General features: G+C 60.9%; 18 protein-coding genes. 3 read left to right on the forward strand and 15 right to left on the reverse strand.

Annotated elements, in window-relative coordinates; all coding sequences use genetic code 11:
- Positions 1 to 16: 16 nt before the first annotated feature.
- On the reverse strand, positions 17 to 757 hold the full coding sequence (locus tag ACMGF9_RS20685; protein WP_004933147.1) for an SDR family oxidoreductase: 741 nt from the start codon (positions 755 to 757) through the stop codon (positions 17 to 19).
- A gap of 235 nt (positions 758 to 992) precedes the next feature.
- On the opposite strand from ACMGF9_RS20685, the gene ACMGF9_RS20690 reads away from it, so the two are divergent.
- Together ACMGF9_RS20690 and ampH are read left to right on the forward strand one after the other, a co-directional pair.
- Positions 993 to 1,751: a FadR/GntR family transcriptional regulator gene (locus ACMGF9_RS20690; protein WP_004933150.1), complete on the forward strand. Its 759-nt coding sequence runs from the start codon at positions 993 to 995 to the stop codon at positions 1,749 to 1,751.
- Positions 1,752 to 1,877: 126 nt separating this feature from the next.
- On the forward strand, positions 1,878 to 3,020 hold the full coding sequence (gene ampH, locus ACMGF9_RS20695) for a D-alanyl-D-alanine-carboxypeptidase/endopeptidase AmpH (protein ID WP_015376541.1): 1,143 nt from the start codon (positions 1,878 to 1,880) through the stop codon (positions 3,018 to 3,020).
- 33 nt (positions 3,021 to 3,053) lie between these two features.
- On the opposite strand, the gene hpaC is transcribed toward ampH, so the two are convergent.
- The 11 genes from hpaC to ACMGF9_RS20750 all read right to left on the reverse strand — a co-directional run bounded on the left by hpaC (position 3,054) and on the right by ACMGF9_RS20750 (position 13,469).
- Complete coding sequence (hpaC, locus tag ACMGF9_RS20700; protein ID WP_004933156.1) at positions 3,054 to 3,569, reverse strand: 4-hydroxyphenylacetate 3-monooxygenase, reductase component; 516 nt, start codon at positions 3,567 to 3,569, stop codon at positions 3,054 to 3,056.
- Between the two features lie 16 nt (positions 3,570 to 3,585).
- Positions 3,586 to 5,148 (reverse strand): 4-hydroxyphenylacetate 3-monooxygenase, oxygenase component, encoded by a 1,563-nt coding sequence (hpaB, locus tag ACMGF9_RS20705; protein ID WP_004933158.1) that lies wholly within the window; start codon positions 5,146 to 5,148, stop codon positions 3,586 to 3,588.
- Between the two features lie 178 nt (positions 5,149 to 5,326).
- Positions 5,327 to 6,223: a 4-hydroxyphenylacetate catabolism regulatory protein HpaA gene (gene hpaA / locus ACMGF9_RS20710; RefSeq protein WP_004933161.1), complete on the reverse strand. Its 897-nt coding sequence runs from the start codon at positions 6,221 to 6,223 to the stop codon at positions 5,327 to 5,329.
- 34 nt (positions 6,224 to 6,257) lie between these two features.
- On the reverse strand, positions 6,258 to 7,628 hold the full coding sequence (gene hpaX / locus ACMGF9_RS20715) for a 4-hydroxyphenylacetate permease (RefSeq protein WP_088381222.1): 1,371 nt from the start codon (positions 7,626 to 7,628) through the stop codon (positions 6,258 to 6,260).
- A gap of 3 nt (positions 7,629 to 7,631) precedes the next feature.
- A complete protein-coding gene (gene hpaI / locus ACMGF9_RS20720; protein ID WP_015376539.1) occupies positions 7,632 to 8,426 on the reverse strand; it encodes a 4-hydroxy-2-oxoheptanedioate aldolase in 795 nt (264 codons plus the stop codon).
- Between the two features lie 76 nt (positions 8,427 to 8,502).
- Positions 8,503 to 9,306: a 2-oxo-hept-4-ene-1,7-dioate hydratase gene (gene hpaH / locus ACMGF9_RS20725; RefSeq protein WP_015376538.1), complete on the reverse strand. Its 804-nt coding sequence runs from the start codon at positions 9,304 to 9,306 to the stop codon at positions 8,503 to 8,505.
- Between the two features lie 14 nt (positions 9,307 to 9,320).
- On the reverse strand, positions 9,321 to 9,707 hold the full coding sequence (locus ACMGF9_RS20730; RefSeq protein WP_004933172.1) for a 5-carboxymethyl-2-hydroxymuconate Delta-isomerase: 387 nt from the start codon (positions 9,705 to 9,707) through the stop codon (positions 9,321 to 9,323).
- Positions 9,708 to 9,716: 9 nt separating this feature from the next.
- Positions 9,717 to 10,574, reverse strand: a complete 858-nt coding sequence (hpaD, locus tag ACMGF9_RS20735) for a 3,4-dihydroxyphenylacetate 2,3-dioxygenase (protein WP_015376537.1) — start codon at positions 10,572 to 10,574, stop codon at positions 9,717 to 9,719.
- A gap of 50 nt (positions 10,575 to 10,624) precedes the next feature.
- Positions 10,625 to 12,079 (reverse strand): 5-carboxymethyl-2-hydroxymuconate semialdehyde dehydrogenase, encoded by a 1,455-nt coding sequence (gene hpaE, locus ACMGF9_RS20740; protein ID WP_015376536.1) that lies wholly within the window; start codon positions 12,077 to 12,079, stop codon positions 10,625 to 10,627.
- Entirely contained in the window at positions 12,076 to 12,840 is a 765-nt protein-coding gene (locus ACMGF9_RS20745; RefSeq protein ID WP_004933177.1) for a fumarylacetoacetate hydrolase family protein, read from the reverse strand. The genes hpaE and ACMGF9_RS20745 overlap by 4 nt, the downstream gene beginning before the upstream one ends.
- Positions 12,837 to 13,469, reverse strand: a complete 633-nt coding sequence (locus tag ACMGF9_RS20750; protein WP_015376535.1) for a fumarylacetoacetate hydrolase family protein — start codon at positions 13,467 to 13,469, stop codon at positions 12,837 to 12,839. Before ACMGF9_RS20750 ends, ACMGF9_RS20745 begins: the two co-directional genes overlap by 4 nt.
- Positions 13,470 to 13,795: 326 nt before the next feature.
- Here ACMGF9_RS20750 and hpaR point away from each other — a divergent pair, with 326 nt between their 5' ends.
- Positions 13,796 to 14,248, forward strand: coding sequence for a homoprotocatechuate degradation operon regulator HpaR (gene hpaR / locus ACMGF9_RS20755; RefSeq protein ID WP_015376534.1), 453 nt, complete (start codon positions 13,796 to 13,798; stop codon positions 14,246 to 14,248).
- Between the two features lie 126 nt (positions 14,249 to 14,374).
- On the opposite strand, the gene ACMGF9_RS20760 is transcribed toward hpaR, so the two are convergent.
- Genes ACMGF9_RS20760 through ACMGF9_RS20770 form a run of 3 tightly spaced genes read right to left on the reverse strand, consistent with a single transcriptional unit; the run spans position 14,375 to position 18,838 of the window.
- The gene (locus tag ACMGF9_RS20760; protein ID WP_015376533.1) at positions 14,375 to 14,938 is read right to left on the reverse strand and encodes a LuxR C-terminal-related transcriptional regulator; all 564 of its coding nucleotides are present in this window, start codon (positions 14,936 to 14,938) and stop codon (positions 14,375 to 14,377) included.
- Between the two features lie 14 nt (positions 14,939 to 14,952).
- Positions 14,953 to 16,116 (reverse strand): CfaE/CblD family pilus tip adhesin, encoded by a 1,164-nt coding sequence (locus ACMGF9_RS20765; RefSeq protein ID WP_015376532.1) that lies wholly within the window; start codon positions 16,114 to 16,116, stop codon positions 14,953 to 14,955.
- Complete coding sequence (locus tag ACMGF9_RS20770) at positions 16,100 to 18,838, reverse strand: TcfC E-set like domain-containing protein (protein ID WP_118892464.1); 2,739 nt, start codon at positions 18,836 to 18,838, stop codon at positions 16,100 to 16,102. Before ACMGF9_RS20770 ends, ACMGF9_RS20765 begins: the two co-directional genes overlap by 17 nt.
- Between the last annotated feature and the right edge of the window lie 28 nt (positions 18,839 to 18,866).

The raw sequence follows: 18,866 nt of genomic DNA on the forward strand, positions 1-18,866 counted from the left end.
TCTCAAAAATGGCGGCTCAGTTGCTCCAGCCGCCGTCGATGATCTGCACCGTGCCGGTGGTGTACGAACTGGCGTCGGAGGCCAGATACAGCGCCAACTGGGCGATCTCCTCGGTGGTGCCGATGCGCCCGATCGGCTGACGGGCGACGAACGCCTGATACACCTCTTGCTCGCTGCGCCCCTGTTCGCGCGCCTGCTCATTGATGCGCTGGCGCAGCGACGGCGATTCCACCGTGCCGGGGCAAATGGCGTTGCAGCGGATGCCCTGGGTGACGTAATCCGCCGCCACCGAGCGCGTCAGGCCGATCACCGCCGCCTTGCTGGCGCTGTAGGCGAAGCGGTTCGGCACCCCTTTCACGCTCGAGGCCACCGAAGACATGTTGATGATCGAGCCTTTGCCGCGCGCCAACATGCCCGGCAGGAAGGCGCGGATCATGCGGAACATCGCGGTCACGTTGAGATCGAGCGCGAACGCCCACTGATCTTCGCTGCAATCGAGGATCGATCCGCTGTGCACCACGCCTGCGCAGTTGAACAGCACATCGATCGGGCCGATCGCCTCCGCCGCCGCCGCGATGGCGGCCGGATCGGTGACGTTCAGCGCCAGCGCGCGGATCCCGGCGCAGCCCTGCAGGCGCTCGAGGTTGATGTCGCTGGCGATCACCTCGGCGCCGGCGGCGGCGAACAGCCTGGCGGTGGTAAAACCGATCCCTTGCCCGGCGGCGGTGATCAGTACGCGTTTCCCGGTTAAATCCATCTTGACTCCTCGGCCTAAAGGTCTAATGGTCAGGCCACTAAGGGCGATTAAAGGTCAGGCCTCTAACATGACAAAAGACGCTTTACGCGTTATCGTTGGGGGAAGAAGTTAATAAAACAGCCTTGAAACCACATTTCAATTAACCATTTTTTTACACTTGAATAACGATTACTCAAGCGCCTTGTCGCATAATTGTGCGCCAAATCACTGAACGCCGAATCGTCAAAGGTCAAAAATGCCGATTACCCGACTGGAAAACCCAAGGATTTACAGACAGATAGCCGACCAGCTCAAACGTCTTATCGAGAATAACGAATTTCCGCCTGGCAGCCGCCTGCCCTCGGAGCGCGATCTCGCCCAGCAGTTGCAGGTCAGCCGCGCGTCGGTGCGCGAGGCGCTGATCGCGTTGGAAGTGATCGGCCTGGTGGACGTCAAAGTGGGCAACGGGGTGATCGTGCGTTCGCAAACACCACCGGCGGCGTCGCAGGAGTCGGTGATGGCCCAGGCCGGCCGCAACCAGTGGGCGGAGATCGACGACGAATTGAATATCGAGCTGGATTTCAACGCCGAGCTGCCGCCGTTTTCACTGCTGCAAACCCGCCTGCTGATTGAACCGGAGACCGCCGCGCTGGCCGCGCGCCACGCCACCGACGAGGAGCTGGCGGGCATCCGCGCCGCCTATGAGCAGAACTGCCGCGATAACCGCGCCGGCTCCGCCACCCACCCCGGCGATCGGCTGTTCCACATCCGCATCGCCCAGGCCAGCGGCAACCCGGCTTACGCGTTCATCATCGGTCATCTGCTCGGCCACCGCTACGGCAGCATGTTCCGCGTGCTGCAGCGCCACTATACGCCGGACGACATGCCGCACCGCTCCGAGCTGGAACACCGGGCGATCCTGGCGGCGATCGAAGCGCGCGATGTGCGCGGCGCCCGCAAGGCGATGAAGGCGCACCTGGACGAAGTGATCGCCATTTTCGCCCGCGCGCAGTAAGCCGCCGGCGGTTAAAAAATTTTATCGCCACCGCTCTTTTTTCTACATGCAGCGGGGGGGCGGGCGCATTACACTGGGCGATGGATTACGCCCTTTCCCGCTGCATTGTTAAATGGATAACGACCGTTGAAGAACTCTGTCTCCGCTTTATTGCTGGCGCTGGGCCTGTGCGCCGCGCCGCTGGCCGTGCAGGCCGCGCCCCCGCAGCTGGCTTCGCAAATCGTCGACCAGTATGCCGAACATATTTTCTACAACAGCGGCGCCACCGGCATGGCGCTGGTGGTGATCGACGGCAATCAGGTGGTTAACCGCAGCTTCGGCGACACCAAGCCCGGCAACAACCTGCGCCCGCGCCCGGATTCGCTGATCCGCATCGCCTCGATCACCAAGCTGATGACCAGCGAAGTGATGGTGAAAATGGCGGCGGCAGGCCAGGTCAAGCTGACCGACCCGCTGCGCAAGTACGCTCCCAAGGGCGCCTATGTGCCGTCTTACAACGCCGGCCAGCCGATCACGTTATTAAACCTGGCGACCCACACCAGCGCGTTGCCGCGCGAGCAGCCGGGCAAAAAGCCGCCGAAAACGCCGGTATTCACCTGGCCGACCAAGGCTCAGCGCTGGCAATGGCTGGCGCATGCCAACGTCACGGTGCCGCCGGGCGTGCGCGCCGCGTATTCCAACCTGGCGTACGATCTGCTGGCCGACGCGCTCTCGCGCGCCGCGGGCAAGCCTTACAGCGCGCTGCTGAAAGAGAAAATCACCGCGCCGCTCGGCATGGTCGACACCACGTTGACGCCGAGCCCCGAACAGTGCTCGCGCCTGATGGTGGCGGCGGCCGGCCCGAGCGCCTGTCGCGACACCACCGCCGCGGCCGGCAGCGGCGGCGTCTACTCCACCCCGCGCGACATGCAGCGCTGGATGCAGCAGTTCCTCTCTTCCAGCGCCAGCGGCCCGCGCAAAGCCACCGCCGCCAGCGAGCAAACCATGTACTTCCAGCGCCACGATCTGGTGTCGCTGAAGGGTATGGACGTGCCGGGACAAGCGGATGCATTGGGATTGGGCTGGGTGTATATGGCGCCGAAGGACGGGCTGCCGGGCATCATTCAGAAGACCGGCGGCGGCGGCGGATTCATTACCTACATGGCGATGATCCCGGCGAAAAACGTCGGGGTGTTCGTGGTGGTGACCCGTTCGGAGCTGAGCAAGTTCACCAACATGAGCGATCCGGTCAACCGCCTGGTGAGCGATCTGGCGGCCAACAAGAGTTGAGATGAGGGGCGCAGCCAACTGCGCCCCCACGCCTCAGGCCGGCACCGCCATCTGGTGGATCACCGAATGGAAGTTGCGCTTGAAGTAGATCAGGCCGTTGCCGGCTTCGCTCAGCGCGATCTGCTTGATCTGCACCAGGTACATCTGGTGAGTGCCGATGCTCTGGATCTGCTCGATCTCCCCTTCCAGGCTGGCCAGGGTATTGCGCAATACAGGCTGCCCCAACGCGCCAAGCTGCCACTCTTCCAGCCTGAAACGATCTTCCATGCTGACGCCGGTCATGCCGGCGAAGTGGCGCGCCATCAGTTCCTGTTCGTGGTTGAGCACGTTGACGCACAGCCTGCGATTTTCCTGAAATACCGGGTTCATCGCGCTGTTGCGGTTGATGCACACCAGCAGCGTCGGCGGCGTATCGGTCACCGAGCACACCGCCGTGGCGGTGATGCCGCAGCGCCCCGCCGGGCCGTCGGTGGTGACGATATTCACCGCCGCCGACAGGCTGGCCATCGCGTCGCGAAAGCGCAGCCGCTGTTCATTTTCCTGAGACATACAACCTCCTCCTGAATTACTTCAGCAGATTATCCAACTGATTAATATCGTCATTGTTCCGCAGGTGCGGCACCTTCCAGCCGTGCTGATCGTAATCGGCCAGGCACTTGTCGACCATCTGCATCATGCGATCCATGTTGCCGGATCCCTGCGCGTGGCGCAGGCACTGCAGGCGGATCTCATCCTGGCTGCCGGCGTAGTTGATCTCATACAGCTCGTGACGGCCGCCGAATTCGCTGCCGATCGCATCCCACATCAGCTTGAGGATCTTGATGCGTTCGACGTGATCCATGCCGTCCGATCCGCGCACGTAGCGCGCCAGGTACTTGTCGATCTCCGGGTTGTTCATGTCGCGTACGCTGGACGGCAGGTAGATCAGGCCGCTGGTGACGTTCTTCTCGATGATGTGTTTCACCTTGGTGTAGGCCATCGGCGCCATCACGCGGTAGGTCTGCAGCGCGGCGGAATCCGGCAGGTAGGCACCGTTTTCCCATTGCGTGGCTTCGGCGCACATCGCGTCGCTCAGCGACCAGAACAGGTTGCGCCAGGCCACCACTTCGCCCAGATCGGCCTGCACGCCGCGGAACTCCAGCACGCCGGTACACGAGAGGCTCTTTTGCAGCAGCGCGGTGATGAAGTCCATCTTCACCGCCAGGCGCACGCAGGCCTGCAGCGGGAACAGCCGGGCGAAACCGCCCTGGGTGCTCCAGCGGCGACAGCGGTCGAAATCGCGGTAAATCAGCACGTTTTCCCACGGGATCAGCACATGATCCATGATCAGGATCGCGTCGTTCTCGTCGAAGCGGCTGGTCAGCGGGTAGTCGAACGGCGAACCGGTGGCGCCGGCCACCAGCTCGTAGGAGGCGCGCGAAATCAGCTTCACCCCTTCGGCGTCCATCGGCGCCACGAACATCAGCGCGAAGTCCGGATTATCGCCCATCACCTGCGCCGAACCGAAGCCGATGAAGTTGTAGTGGGTCAACGCCGAGTTGGTAGCCACCACTTTGGCGCCGCTGACGATGATGCCGGCGTCGGTTTCTTTCTCCACCTGAATGTAGACGTCCTTCACCTCGTTGACCGGCTTATGGCGGTCGATCGGCGGATTGACGATGGCGTGGTTGAAATAGAGCCCGGTTTCCTGAATGCGTTTGTACCAGTGGCGCGCGTTGTCGGCGAACTGGCCGTAGAACTCCGGATAAGCGCCCAGCGCGCAGCCGAAGGCCGCCTTATAATCCGGCGTGCGCCCCATCCAGCCGTAGCTTTGGCGCGACCAGTCGGCGATGGCGTCACGCTGCTGGCGCATCTCTTCCGGGCTGCGGGCATAGCGGAAGAACTTGTGGGTGTAGCCGCCGTTGCCGGTGTCGGTATTCCAGCACAGGCGATCCTGGCTGGCCGGATCGTGCAGCGCGTCGTACAGCTGGCCGACCGAGGCCGCCGCATTGCGGAACGCCGGGTGGGTGGTGACGTCTTTCACGCGCTCGCCGTAAATGTAAATTTCGCGGCTGTCCTGCAAACTTTTCAGGTATTCGGCGCCGGTGAACGGGCGTTTGCTGTCGGCACGAAAGTCTTCTGGTTTCATCGGGTCTTCCTCGTCATCGGCATTTTTCAGGCCGTGGAGTCGGCCATTTGTTAAAATAATGTTTTCTTTTGGTTGCTTAATTGAAGCTGCCAAAGCCGGTTTCGAGAAGAGACTTTTGCGGCAATCGCCGGTACTTTTCAGGTCAGTTTGCCGCTTTCGCGGCAAACTGTGATCGCGGTTACGAAAGGGCGTGTTGCGCCGCGCGGTAGGTCGAGGGGGAACAGCCTTCCAGCCGATTGAAAAACCGGGCGAAATAGGCAGGATCCTTGAAGCCGAGGCTGTAGGCGGTTTCATGCACCGTGCAGGCGCTGAACAGCAGCATGCGCTTGGCCTCGCGCAGCAGCCGATCGAAGATCAGCCGCTTGGGCGGCCGGTTGGCGAAGCGCCGACACAGATCGTTGAGCCGCGATTCGGTCACCCCCAACGCCTGCGCATACTCCGGCACCGGCAGGTGCTCGCGAAAACGCTCGTCCACCATCTTGTTGAAGCGCTGGAACAGCTGCAGTTCGCCACGCACGCCGCTGTTGGCGCTGTCTTCCAGCGCGGTATTGCGCAACAGCAACGTGAACACCGCCTGCGCCAGCAGCGCCAGCGTCTGTTCGCGCCCGGCCAGGTTCTGCGCGAACTCGCGGCGGATCAGCGCCCAATAGTGGCTGAGCGCCGTCAGCTCCTGCGGCGCGTCGGCCAGCGACAGGCAGATGCCCGGCATGTCGAGCGCCAGGTTGCTGCCGGGGTACAGGCGCTCCAGCAGCGGCCAAATCAACTCCTGACGCACCGTTAGCACGTGGCCGTCGCTGTCCGGTTCGGTGAAGAACGCATGCGGCACCGACGGCGGCGTGAGGATGAACAGCGGCGCCTGCACCGAATAGTGCTGATCGTCGAGCTGCAGCTCTATCTTGCCGGTCTCCAGAAAATGCACCTGGAAGAAGCAGTCGTGCCAGTGCACCTGCATGTCGCGGCCGAAGAATGCCGCCAGCCCAGCGAAGGTTTCGTAGTGCACCTCGTCGGCGGCGTAGCGCGCGTCATACTCTTTGCAAATATCGATGTTGGCGATAAAACCGGTACTTTTCCGCACCTCATTACCTCCTGCAATCCTGCCTGTCTGCGTATCAAGGCGTCGCTCTCGGGCGCGAATCCTTCATCGGGATGCGCCACACCAGCACGGCGCCGACGATCAACAGCGCCGAGACGAAATACAGCCCGGAGTTGAAGCTGCCGGTCAGATCCTTGAACCAGCCGATCAGCAACGGGCTGAGCGCCGATCCGATGTTGCCGGTGGCGTTGATCACGGCGATCCCCACCGCTCGCGCTTCCAGGCTGATCGACTGATCCGGCGTGGTCCAGAAGATCGCCATGGCGGTAAAGGAACCGACCGACGCCATCACGATCCCCAGCAGCTGGATCAGGCTGTGATCGGTGGCGGAAGCCAATAGCCAGCCGGTGGCGGCGAACAGGTACGGCAGCGCGGTGTGATGCTTGCGCTCCTGCAGCCGGTCGGATCGTTTGCTCCACCACACCATGCCGGCGATGGTGCAGATCTGCGGGATCGCCGCCAGAATGCCGATCGTCACGTTGCTGCTGCCCTGGTTGAAGCTCTGCAGGATCTGCGGCGTCCAGATATTGATCGCGCTCAGGGTGTTGGTCAGGCAGAAATAGGCCAGCGTATACATCAACACAATCGGCGTGAAAATCTCGCGCCACAGGCTGCGCTGCTGCAGCGCGCGGTGGCTGCTCGGCCCGTTGGGCTGCACCAGCTGCAGCTTATCGGCCTCCATCATCGTCTTCAGGCTGGCTTTTTCCTCGTCGGTCAGCCACTTGGCCTTGGCCGGCGTGTCGTCGAGGTAGAACCACACCACCACGCCCAGCAGCACCGACGGAATGCCTTCCAGCAGGAACAGCCACTGCCAGCCCTTCAGGTTCATCACCCCGTCCAGCGCCAGAATATAGCCGGAGACCAGCGAACCGATCGCCATAGTCACCGGCATAGCGATCATGAACAAGGCGTTGGCGCGGGCGCGGTAGAACGCCGGGAACCAGTAGGTGAGGTACACCAGAATGCCCGGCAGAAAGCCGGCCTCGGTGATGCCGACGATCATGCGCAGCACGTACAGGCTGGTCGGTCCGGTGGCGAACATGGTGCAGGTGGAGGCGATGCCCCACAGCACCATGATGGTGGCGATCCAGCGCCGCGCGCCGACCCGGCTCAGCATCATGTTGCTGGGAATGCCGAAGATCACGTAGGTGGCATAGAACAACGTCGCCGCCAGCCCGAACATGGTCGAGCTGAGGCCGAGATCTTTGCCCATCGTCAGCCCGGCGAAGCCGATGTTGATGCGATCGAGGAAAGAGAAAACAAACAACACGAACAGGAAAATAATCAGGCGCCGAAACAACTTTTTAATCACCGATTGCTCGGCGGCGGTTAACGCTTTATGTTGCTGCGCCGGGTTGGCCGGCGGCAGCGAATCGACGTGGTTCATGGTTCAGTAGACTCCCGATGAAGGCGCTTGCGCCCCGCCCTGTTTGAACTCGTCCGCCAGGGCTTCCGCCGCCCGCGCCAGCAGGGTGGTATCCACCCCTACCGCGACGAACAGCGCGCCGGCTTCCAGATAGCGCTGCGCCAGCGCCTTGTTGGCCATCAAAATGCCCGGCGCCTTGCCGGCGGCGCGGATGCGCGCGATGGCGTCGTCGATGGTGCGCTGCACCTCCGGATGCTGCGGATTGCCGGCGAAGCCCATGTCGGCGCTGAGATCCGCCGGGCCGATGAACACGCCGTCCACCCCTTCCACCTGCAGGATCGCCTCCAGATTTTTCACCGCCTCGCGGGTTTCAATCTGCACCAGCACGCACATCTGCTCGTCGGCCTGCTGCAGGTAATCGGGCACCCGGTTCCAGCGCGAAGCGCGCGCCAGGGCGCTGCCGACGCCGCGCACGCCGTGCGGCGGATAACGCGTGGCGCGCACCGCGTCGCGCGCCTGTTCGGCATTCTGAATCATCGGGATAAGCAAGGTTTGCGCGCCGACGTCCAGCAGTTGCTTGATGATCACCGCGTCGTTCCACGGCGGCCGCACCACCGGCTGGCTGGGGTAAGGGGCGACCGCCTGCAGCTGCCCCAGCACCGTCTGCACGTTGTTGGGCGCATGTTCGCCGTCGATCAACAGCCAGTCGAAACCGGCGCCGGCCAGCAGCTCGGCGCTGTAGCTGCTGCACAGCCCGAGCCACAGCCCGATCTGCGGGCGTTTTTCCTGCAGCGCTCGCTTGAAGTGGTTGGTTAACATCGTATTCTCCCTGACAAGCGGGCGCGGCGCTTGGCCCCCGCCCGGTTATTGCGGCCCGGTTCGCCGAGCCTGCTTATTAGACGAAGCGGCAGCTGATGCAGCCCATCGGGCCATAATCGACGTGGAAAGTATCGCCGCGCCGCGCCGGCACCGGCCGGGTGAAGGAACCGCCGAGGATCACCTGCCCCGCCTCCAGCTCCACCTCATACGGCGCCAGCTTGTTGGCCAGCCAGGCCACGCCGTTGGCCGGGTGGTTGAGCACCGCCGCCGCCACGCCGGACTCTTCAATCACGCCGTTGCGGTACAGCAGCGCAGAGATCCAACGCAGATCCAGCGCATCCGGCTTGATCGGCCGCCCGCCCATCACCACCCCGGCGTTGGCGGCGTTGTCGGAGATGGTGTCGAACACCTTGCGCGGCCGCTGCGTCTCGGGATCGACGTTGTGGCTGCGCGCGTCGATGATCTCCAGCGCCGGAATGACGTAGTCGGTGGCGTTGTAGACGTCGAACAGCGTGCAGTTCGGCCCGCGCAGCGGCTTGGCCAGCACGAACGCCAGCTCCACTTCCACCCGCGGCACGATAAAGCGATCGATCGGAATGTCGCTGCCGTCGTTGAAGAACATGTCGTCCAGCAGCGCGCCGTAATCCGGCTCGGTGATCTGCGAGCTCACCTGCATGGCGCGCGAGGTCAGGCCGATCTTGTGGCCTTTGAGCGTGCGCCCCTCGGCGATCTTCAGATCTACCCACTGCCGCTGAATGGCATAGGCGTCTTCAATGGTGATCTCGGGATGATCGAGCGACAGCGCGCGGATCTGCTCACGGCTCTTTTCCGCCTGATGCAGACGCTGCACGGCGCGGTTAACCTGCTCTTTATCCAGCATTTACGACCCCTTATTCACGCCTTGTTGAACAGCGCGTGGACATTGTTCTGTTTGTAATTCAGCACCGGATCCAGCTCTTCCATGGTGAAAGAGAGCGCCAGGTAACGCTGCGCCATCAGCGCGGCGAAGTGTTCCTTGATCAGCGCAAACAGCATCTCGCCCACCTGCTGACGGCTTTCCAGACTGCGGCCGTGGCCGATCTTCAACGTCATGTGCACGAAGGCGTAATCCTGCTTGCCGTCGGCCATCTGCCAGGTATCGAGCCAGATGGCCCGGCTGCGCACGCCGGCCAGCGGGAAGATGCCGGTCGCCGCCAGCGCCTCGTTGACCTTGGCGAACAGGGTGGGCAAATCCGCCTCGCGGCGGATATTGTCGGTACATTCAGCGTAAAAATGGGGCATTCACACACCTCAGGCTTCAGCGGGCAAAGGGAACACGGCGTTGACCTGCCCGGTGCCGGAACTGGCGAACAGCGGGGTGATGAACTCCACCTTGCCGTCGTACTTGTCCCAGCCGAGCAGGCCCAGCAGCATCACGGTGTCGTGCATGTTGCCTTCGCCGTAGCAATAATCGGCATACTCCGGCAGCATTTCGCAGAACTCGCGAAAGCGCCCCTCTTCCCAGAGCTTGACCACCCGTTCGTCCATTTGCTGGTCGAACTGACGGGTGTAGCTGTTCATGCCCTCTTCGGCGCGCTGATCGTCGATAAAGCGGTGCGACAGCGAGCCGCTGGCCAACACCGCCACGGTGCCGTCGTATTTTTCTATGGCGCTTTTGAGCGCCTCGCCCAGCCGGCGGCTGTCGGCGAAGTCATGCACGGTGCAAAACGCCGAGATCGACACCACCTTGAAATGCTTGTCGGCATTCATGTAACGCATCGGCACCAGCGTGCCGTATTCCAGCTTCAGGCTCGGGATGTCGTGCGCCTTGGCGCGTACGCCCCGCTTGCAGGCCTCATCGGCGATCAGCTGGCCCAGCGCCGGGTTGCCGTCGTAGTCGTAAGTCATGTCGCGGATGAAATGCGGCAGCTCGTTGCTGGTGTACACGCCGGAGAAATGCGCGCTGCAGTTGATGTGATAGGCGCTGTTCACCAGCCAGTGGGTGTCGAACACCACGATGGTGTCGACGCCCATCTCGCGGCAACGCGCGCCGATCTCTTTATGGCCGTCGATGGCCGCCTGCCGGCAGCCAAAGTTTTTCCCAGGGATTTCCGACAGATACATCGATGGCACATGTGTAATCTTGGCGGCTAACGCTAACTTACCCATAAGTCCTCACATGAAACAAAAATGATTCCGTGAACGATGCCGAGGCCTGATTAAACGCCCCAGCGTGGGATCGGGTGATCACCCATGGAAATGCACACGTTCTTCATCTCGGCGAACACTTCGAAGCTGTATTCGCCGCCTTCGCGGCCGGTGCCGGAGGCTTTCACGCCGCCGAACGGTTGGCGCAGATCGCGCACGTTTTGGGTGTTGACGAAAACCATGCCCGCTTCGATGCCGCGGGCCAGGCGCAGAACCTTGCTCACATCCTGCGTCCAGATGTACGACGCCAGGCCGTACTCCACGTCGTTGGCCATGCGCAGGCCGTCTTCTTCTGATTTGAACGGCAGCAGGCAGGCCACCGGCCCGAAGATCTCCTCCTGCGCCACGCGCATCCGGTTGTCGACATCCGCCAGCACCGTCGGGCGCAGGAAGTTGCCGTGGCTCAAGCCGGCCGGTTTATCCGGGCCACCGGCCAACAGGGTCGCCCCTTCCTCCACCCCGAGGCGGATATAGCCGGAGACTTTTTCCCAGTGCTGCGGGCTTATCAACGCGCCCACCTGGGTGTTGGGATCTTGCGGATCGCCGACGCGCAGACGGTTGGCGCGCTCGGCGAAACGTTTGACGAATTCCGGGTAGATGCTCTCCTGAATGAAGATGCGCGAACCGGCGGTGCAGCGTTCGCCGTTGATCGAGAAGATGGTGAACAGCGCGGCGTCGAGCGCCCGCTCGATGTCGGCGTCTTCAAAGATCAGCACCGGCGACTTGCCGCCGAGCTCCATGGAGAATTTCTTCAGCCCGGCGCTTTCGATGATGCGCCGGCCGGTGGCGGTGCCGCCGGTGAAGGAGACCGCGCGCACGTCTTTATGGCGCACCAGCGCGTCGCCGGCGGTGGCGCCGTAGCCCTGCACCACGTTCAGCACCCCGGCCGGAATGCCGGCTTCCAGCGCCAGCTCGCCCAGGCGATCGGCGCTCAGCGGCGACAGTTCGGACATTTTCAGCACCGCCGTGTTGCCCAGCGCCAGGCAAGGCGCGGTTTTCCAGGTGGCGGTCATGAACGGCACGTTCCACGGCGACACCAGCGCGCAGACCCCCACCGGCTGCACCAGCGTGTAGTTGAGCATCTTGTCGTCCACCGGGTAGGTCTTGCCGTTCATCTGCTGGCACACCTCGGCGAAGAATTCGAAGTTGTGCGAGGCGCGCGGGATCAGCACGTTTTTGGTCTGATGGATCGGCAGGCCGGTGTCGGCGGTTTCCATTTCGGCGATCTGCGGCACGTTCTGGTCGATCAGTTCACCCAAACGGCGCATCAGGCGCGCGCGCTCTTTCATCGGCGTGTTGGCCCACTTGGGGAAAGCCTCTTTCGCGGCCGCCACCGCCTGGTCGATCTCCAGCTGGCCGCCGGAGGCCACTTCCGCCAGCACCTCGCCGTTCGCCGGGTTGGTGGTGGTGAAATACTCTTTGCTGGCGACGTTCTTGCCGTTGATCCAGTGGTTGATGGTTTTCATCGTAGGCTCTCCTCGTAATCTTTTTCACTGATAATGTGGTTAACCAAACGGCCGATGCCCTCGATCTCCACCACCACTTCGTCGCCCGGCCGCACGTCGGCCAGCCCTTTCGGCGTGCCGGTGGCGATCATGTCGCCCGGCTGCAGCGTCATGAATTCGCTCAGGTAGGCGATCAGGAACGGAATGTCGAAAATCATGTCGGCGGTACTGCCGCGCTGGCGCAGCTCGCCGTTGACGTAGGTGCTGAGCGCCAGCCGGTGCGGATCGGCGACGTCGTCGCGATCGACGATGTACGGCCCGATCGGCGTCAGGGTATCGCGGCTCTTCACCCGCAGATTCGGCCGGTAGTAGTTTTCCAGGTAGTCGCGGATGGCGTAGTCGTTGCACAGGGTGTAACCCGCCACATACTCCATGGCGCGCTCGCGGCTGACGTTGCGTGCGGTCTTGCCGATCACCGCCACCAGCTCGGCTTCGTAATGCATGTACTCCACGTCGGCCGGACGCACCGATACCTGACGATGGCCGGTCAGAGTGTTCGGCGCCTTGAGGAACACCAGCGGCTCTTCCGGTGCCTTGAATTCCAGCTCGCTGGCGTGGTCGGCATAGTTCAGCCCCAGGGCGAACACCGTGCCCTGCGCCGGCGGCAGCCATTCCACTTCACGCTCCTGCAGCACCTCGCCGTTTGGCAGCGTGACGCGCAGCTGGTCGTCTACCTGAACGTTGACGATCTGGCCATGATGGCGAATACGGGCATGTTTCATGATGCGGCTCCTGCCTGAGTGACGCGGTTGCTCAACGTGGGCAGGCCGGCGGCGCGCACCGTCACCTCATCCCCCGGTTTGATCTCTATCCGCTGGTGCGGGGTGCCGATCAGCACCGCATCGCCCGGCTGCAGGGTGATGAAATCGCTGATGGCGGCGATCAGCTCCGGCACCGAGCGCACCAGATCGGCGGTGGACCAGCGATCCCGCTCCACGCCGTTGATCTCGGTGACGATCTCCAGTCGATCGGCGTTCTCCAACTGCCCCATCTCCCCCAGCGGGCAGAAGCCGTCGCGGCATTTGGCCTTGATCGCCGGGCGATAGAAGCTGCTCTCCGGCAGGCTGACGTCGTTGGCCAACGCGTAACCGGCCAGATAACGGCTCACCTGCGCTGCCGGCACCTTGCGCGCGGTGTCGCCGATGATCACCGCCAGCGTGCCGCCGCTCTGCACGGTTTCACCGGCCGGAAACGGGATCGCCCCGCCGTTGGCGAGGTGGGTATTGCGCGGTTTGATAAACCACACCGGGGTTTTGGGCGGGGTCTGGTACGGCGGCTGGTGAAACGCCTGATCCCAGGCGTCCAGTTGGCTGCGGTGGTTCAGCGCAACGGAAAATACGGTGCCTTTCATGCGAACTCCTCCAATGGCAAAACATGACAACCGGCATTCATTAATATATTAATGATTACTTTTATACGCTGCGCAGCTTTTACGCAACGCGCTTGGAATGATTTGTGATCGTGATAACAAAATATTCACAAACAACAAACATTGGCGTGATTATTCAACGTATTAATCATTTTTCTCGCCATTTTTCGCTGCGCCACGCATTTTTGCTTTATCCCTGCGGGTAACTTTGGCTACTATTAAGTTATTAACAAATCGGGCTTTGCGGGGCAGGCGCCCCCATGACGAGCGCCGTAACAGCGAACACCTTGATAGCTAAGGCCAAACTTATGCATGAATCGTTAACCATCGCCCTGCTGCAGGCGCGTGAAACCGCCATGGGGTTCTTCCGCCCGATCCTGAAAAGCCACAATCTCACCGAGCAGCAGTGGCGCATCATCCGCGTGCTGGCCAACAGCCGCTCGATCGAATTCCACGAACTGGCGGCGGAAACCTGTATCCTGCGCCCCAGCCTGACCGGCATTCTGTCGCGCATGGAGCGCGACAAACTGATCTTCCGCCTCAAGCCGGTCAACGATCAGCGCAAGCTGTACGTGTCGCTGACCCAGCAGGGGCAGGATCTGTATGAAGTGGCGCGCCACCAGGTGGAACAGGGCTACGCCGAGATTGAAGCCGCTTTCTCGCGGCAGAAAATGGACCAGCTGATGACGTTGCTGGACGAGCTGATCACCCTGGGCGACAGCCTGCCCGCCAACGTCACCGCGCATCCTGCCAAGAAGTGACACCATGGGTCGAATTGCTGCCGAAACGCATTGCTGCTGGTGGGGTTTGAGAGGGGGCCAAAGACAACAAGGCAATCCTTGCCCCCTCGATGAGTTCACGATTTCCCTGACGTTTTTACCTTGACGTCATGCCGGATTCAAAAGCCTGAGTAAATTAGGGGCGTTGAGTTTTTTCAGCGCATTGCATTTATGCTGTGAAACGATTTTTTCCGTCATGCGCGCGGTTCTGGCCACGCGCCGTACTGGAAATCCGCGAGTTAATAAATTCAGTACGGTAAATTCAGCATCGGTGAGACTGGGATCCAGACACTGAACGGCGGGGAGCGCTGGCCCTTGAGCCAGTAGCTGGGCCGTTTTCTGCAGACTTTGACCGTCGTCCAGAAGATGGATCTCTAACGAGATATATCGCTTGCGCATACGCATGGCCAAGGCCCGGCTCTGTGCATTGCAACAAAGATACACCCTGCCGTTCCATTGACCGGTCCCCAGCCTCGATAAAATGTCGAGCAATGTCTGTTGGCTCGCCGTCAGCGAAAAGCGGCATCGCACGGCAATGATATCCATCGTCAGCAGTCTCCAGTGCCACCGAATATCATCCGTAGTAATCTGGCTATTTTCACCTTCGCGCAAAATTAAATATCTAAGGCCTTCGGCGTAGAAGTGATTGTCGTCCAAAATGGCGTAATTCACGATGCGACTCTCATTCACAGGGTGCTTGGGGTATAAATCACGTGGAGCGTGCCGGTATAGTCACCCGCCGTTTTACTTTCGGCGGCAAACGTCGGCGTCGTGAGCACTATCGGTGCCGGCACGCACAGCACGCTTTCACTCCCGCCTGGCAAAACGACCTGGCGAAGAATGCTCCGATCATTCGTGCCCTGCCAGACGATATCCGTTCCGTTGCTGGCGGTTTCTGTCGCGCCGGTCACCGGGTTAGTCACTGAGACCTGATAATCCACCCGGTCGCGTGCGCTGGTTTGGCTGCCGCCTCGCCGCCAGACAGAAAACGCACCGGCCGCGCGATCTGCCGCCGCCACGCCATCGTCGGTGAAGCGCAATATCACGCGGCTGCTGGCGGAGTTATTGCCGTCATACAGGCACATGTCCAACGAAGATTGCCCCTTGATTTCGCTCCCGCCTGGGCGCCCCGGCAGATTGCTCATAGTCAGGTTCAGATTCACCACCGGCGCGGAGTGAGGAAAAGCGGGTAAATAAATCTGATGATTGCTTGAATCAATCACCTCCAGGCGAATATTCGCCTGCCAGTTGGCGATCGTCAGGTAGCCGGGGCAGCCCACGTTGGCGTCGTTAAAATTCCCTCCGCAGTCGGCGCTTCCCCACTGACGCAGGTTCTGTTTCAGGGTGGCGCTCCAGATCCCCGGCTGATTGAGTTTTTCCAGCTCGCTTCTGACGATATAAAAGTCAAAATAGGGCTCGCTATTCCAGGCTGCGATATCCGCGCTGCCGCCGGTCACATAACTGGCAAAAGTAAAGACTTTGTTATTTATGAACATGTGTTTTTCACCATAGACTTTTACGTCCACGGTCTTCTTACTCAGTTCATGAGTAAAACGCAGGGTTATCGCATAAGGCGCCGCAGGATTGGCGCTAAACCAGACCGGCGCCGTCATGCAGGCGCCATTAGTAGCACCGGTACGCGACAGGCAGGTCAGGGCATTACGGCCCCACTTTTGCGGATCGGCAGGATCATAGCCACCCGGCTCATGCCGCCAGATGTCAAAACGGGCAGGCGGCGTCAGCCGATCGAAGCTGAAGCTGACGCTGGTATTTCTGCCGGCCGGAGCCCCCGCCAACGTATGACTGCTCCACAAGATCAACAACACGAACAGACTAATTAAACGTTTCACGTGAACTCCCTGTGGCAGTCGTTTCCTGATGATTCATGGCGGTCTGGCCCGAAGGCTGTGCACGGCCGGCCATCATTAATTGCGCCCGGCGCTGAACGTTGTCCGGCAGCGCCGAGAAAGTCATCTCACGACAGGCCACCGTGCCGACGTAGCGCACGACGTCGCGCGTGCTTTTGACCTGCAGCGCGCATTGATAGAACTGTTGATTTCGTACCAGATACAACGCCTCGATCGGCGCCTCGCTCTGCGCGCTGAATCCTCCATCTCCGAGATCGTTCCAGCCAATGACGTTCAACGGCACACTGCCTGACAGCGGCAAATGCCGCTCGTCGGTCAGTTGACCAAGCCAGGTATAGCTGGCCACCGTGCGAACTTCGCGACGCAGCATATTGCCCGGCACCATAAAGACCGTCCGGCTGCCGGAGCCCTGCGTGATTTCGCTGCTGGCGCCGTGGGAGACGTCCAGTGATTCGCTCACCGATAGCGTGGTTTGCTGGTAACCCGGCACGGCAAATAACGCGCGGCGGTTGGCGGCCACCTCTGCACTCCCTCCGTTGTCCAGCGCTACGGCAATTCGGGAACTTTGCCGATCGTCGGGCGCCGAGACATCCACGCCGATAGCCGATGCCGGGCGTCCGTCTCCCCAGCGGCCGAACCAGAGTCCGGAACGGGAAAGCGCGAAAGTCGAACTGTAGTTGCCGCTGCTACTGAGGGTGTGGTGGCGTGCCTGGCGATCCCAACTATCGCTCAGCGTCAGGCTGCCGTTACCGTACTGCCCGCCCTGACGGGTATAGACGGAGGTATTCAGCGAGTCGCCATTGATACCGGAAGCGCCCACGCCATATTCGTTTTCTCCGCGAGCATCGGTGTACCAATTATGCGCCACGTTGTAGCTGAGGGTTCCCGCCTGCCGTTGCTGTTGTTGCCAGGTAGCGCCAAGCGAGGTATAGCCGGAGCTTTCGCCCTGGCGCGGACGAGCCAGGGACAGGCTAACGCTCAGGTAGCCGCCTTTATCCCTGGCAGCAGAATGATTTTCACTGCGCATAAACAGGTTGATGCTGCTGTTGATGTTCAATCCGTTGGTGCTGAACGAATTACTGAGGCCACCCTGCCATGAGCGGGCGTGCGAACGGGTCATGTACATCTGCTCCCAAGGCAAGCCGTTGTCACGACCGTTATCGTCGGAGGGCAAGTCGCGTCGGGCGATATAGCGCCCCTCATTACGATTGTCGGAGTAGCCCAGTGAGGCATACCAGCTTCCTACCGGAACGGAAAACATCAGCGACAGCGATCGATAACAACCGCTGACGCCGTAAAATCCCGCATTACGGTTGTCGCAGTTTTCCGCCGCCAGAGCGTTGCGGTAGAAACTCAGCGAAAAGCCGTCGTTGTAGCTCATCTGCTGAATGTTGCCGCGCTCCCCCTCGCTGCCATAAAGGTAACTAAAACGAGTGCTCAGGACGCCGTCGACAGGGCCGGTGTTAAAACCGTGGTACCAGTCGAGGGCGTTTTCCGCAAATCGATGTTGTCGGGTCACTGTCGCGCCGCTGGTTAACGCCAGGGTGGCGGTTATCGGCAGGCGCACACCGGCCTGAGCTACGGGTGAGCGTGGGTCCTGCTGCGAGTCATTGTCCGTTTCGCCGGCTTGCAGAAACCATTCCACACGGTCAAAGGGGGTCATTCCCGTGCGCGTAAACGGGACGTCTTCGGTACGCAACAGACGATTATTTTCATAAATAGCCAGCGTCACCGTATAACTGCCCTCGGGAAATGCGCGAGTATCCAGCGTCTGGGCACCGGCATTCAGGTAAAAACTGCCCAGCAGTTGATTACCTCGCCGGGCGTCAATGCGCGCGTCGTGCGACAAAAATACAGTGACCGGCGTCCCTTGCGATTGTTGAACCGGGTTTATCCAGGCGCGTGTAGAACCGGCACGCATGCCGCGGATCTTACCGATAGGCAACTGGCTGAGCGTGATATTGCCCCCGGCGTTGCTGAACAAATCTCGGGTATCCATCTCCCCCAGTTGGACATAGTATTTGCGCCACAAGTCCTGACGAAACCAGGCGTTATTGACCGTCACATCCTGCATGTGCTGCTCACGCGAGCGTTGCCCCAGCCAGTTCCAGTCAACGTTCACATAGCCATCCTGCGTCACCGCCAGCGCACCGTTGCCCTGCACGTTGACCGATTGATAATCACGATCGGCGACAAAGTTGATATTTTGCTGATGAACGAGCGCAGTCTCGGTTTCACGCGTAGGCTGGAACCACTGCTTATCTTCCGAAGGCTTCGGCATATAGTGCTTGTCGAGAAACAAGCTGATACGCGCGTTGTTTTCATCGTAAATCACCGCTGCACTGCTGGTCTCGATATACCCACAGCCACGCGCCTCGCCGTTGCTGCTACAGGCCAGATTGCCGTTGCGAGGCATCGGAGCCGCCAGCACCGCATTGATGGCTGATAGCAGGCGAGGATCATCATTAAACCGTTTTTTGATAGCGTCTAGCAGACTCTCCGGCTGTATGAAACGCACGGTCTCCAGATTCATGTCCGTTTCGAACAGGCCAAGAGAATCACCGTACAGCGTCACTTCAATCCATAAGCGCTGGTTTTTCGCCAGCTCCTCAAAACCCTCCGGAATAGCCATCTCCGCGCAGGCTTGCTGAATGGATGCAGGTAACAATGCGGCAAAAAGGAGAATATTACGGGGGAGAGACATGAAAAAAACCTCTGATGTCAGGAAGACA

Origin of the sequence: Serratia sp. BNK-23, assembly GCF_047456145.1 — a bacterium.
Classification (GTDB): Bacteria; Pseudomonadota; Gammaproteobacteria; order Enterobacterales; family Enterobacteriaceae; genus Serratia; species Serratia nematodiphila.

What these genes read in the sequence shown, in the direction of transcription:
- ACMGF9_RS20685 (WP_004933147.1), bottom strand. Translation starts at nt 757, where the DNA reads ATGGATTTAACCGGGAAACGCGTACTGATCACCGCCGCCGGGCAAGGG.
- ACMGF9_RS20690 (WP_004933150.1), top strand. Translation starts at nt 993, where the DNA reads ATGCCGATTACCCGACTGGAAAACCCAAGGATTTACAGACAGATAGCC.
- hpaC (WP_004933156.1), bottom strand. Translation starts at nt 3,569, where the DNA reads ATGTCTCAGGAAAATGAACAGCGGCTGCGCTTTCGCGACGCGATGGCC.
- hpaB (WP_004933158.1), bottom strand. Translation starts at nt 5,148, where the DNA reads ATGAAACCAGAAGACTTTCGTGCCGACAGCAAACGCCCGTTCACCGGC.
- hpaX (WP_088381222.1), bottom strand. Translation starts at nt 7,628, where the DNA reads ATGAACCACGTCGATTCGCTGCCGCCGGCCAACCCGGCGCAGCAACAT.
- hpaI (WP_015376539.1), bottom strand. Translation starts at nt 8,426, where the DNA reads ATGTTAACCAACCACTTCAAGCGAGCGCTGCAGGAAAAACGCCCGCAG.
- hpaH (WP_015376538.1), bottom strand. Translation starts at nt 9,306, where the DNA reads ATGCTGGATAAAGAGCAGGTTAACCGCGCCGTGCAGCGTCTGCATCAG.
- ACMGF9_RS20730 (WP_004933172.1), bottom strand. Translation starts at nt 9,707, where the DNA reads ATGCCCCATTTTTACGCTGAATGTACCGACAATATCCGCCGCGAGGCG.
- hpaD (WP_015376537.1), bottom strand. Translation starts at nt 10,574, where the DNA reads ATGGGTAAGTTAGCGTTAGCCGCCAAGATTACACATGTGCCATCGATG.
- hpaE (WP_015376536.1), bottom strand. Translation starts at nt 12,079, where the DNA reads ATGAAAACCATCAACCACTGGATCAACGGCAAGAACGTCGCCAGCAAA.
- ACMGF9_RS20745 (WP_004933177.1), bottom strand. Translation starts at nt 12,840, where the DNA reads ATGAAACATGCCCGTATTCGCCATCATGGCCAGATCGTCAACGTTCAG.
- ACMGF9_RS20750 (WP_015376535.1), bottom strand. Translation starts at nt 13,469, where the DNA reads ATGAAAGGCACCGTATTTTCCGTTGCGCTGAACCACCGCAGCCAACTG.
- hpaR (WP_015376534.1), top strand. Translation starts at nt 13,796, where the DNA reads ATGCATGAATCGTTAACCATCGCCCTGCTGCAGGCGCGTGAAACCGCC.
- ACMGF9_RS20770 (WP_118892464.1), bottom strand. Translation starts at nt 18,838, where the DNA reads ATGTCTCTCCCCCGTAATATTCTCCTTTTTGCCGCATTGTTACCTGCA.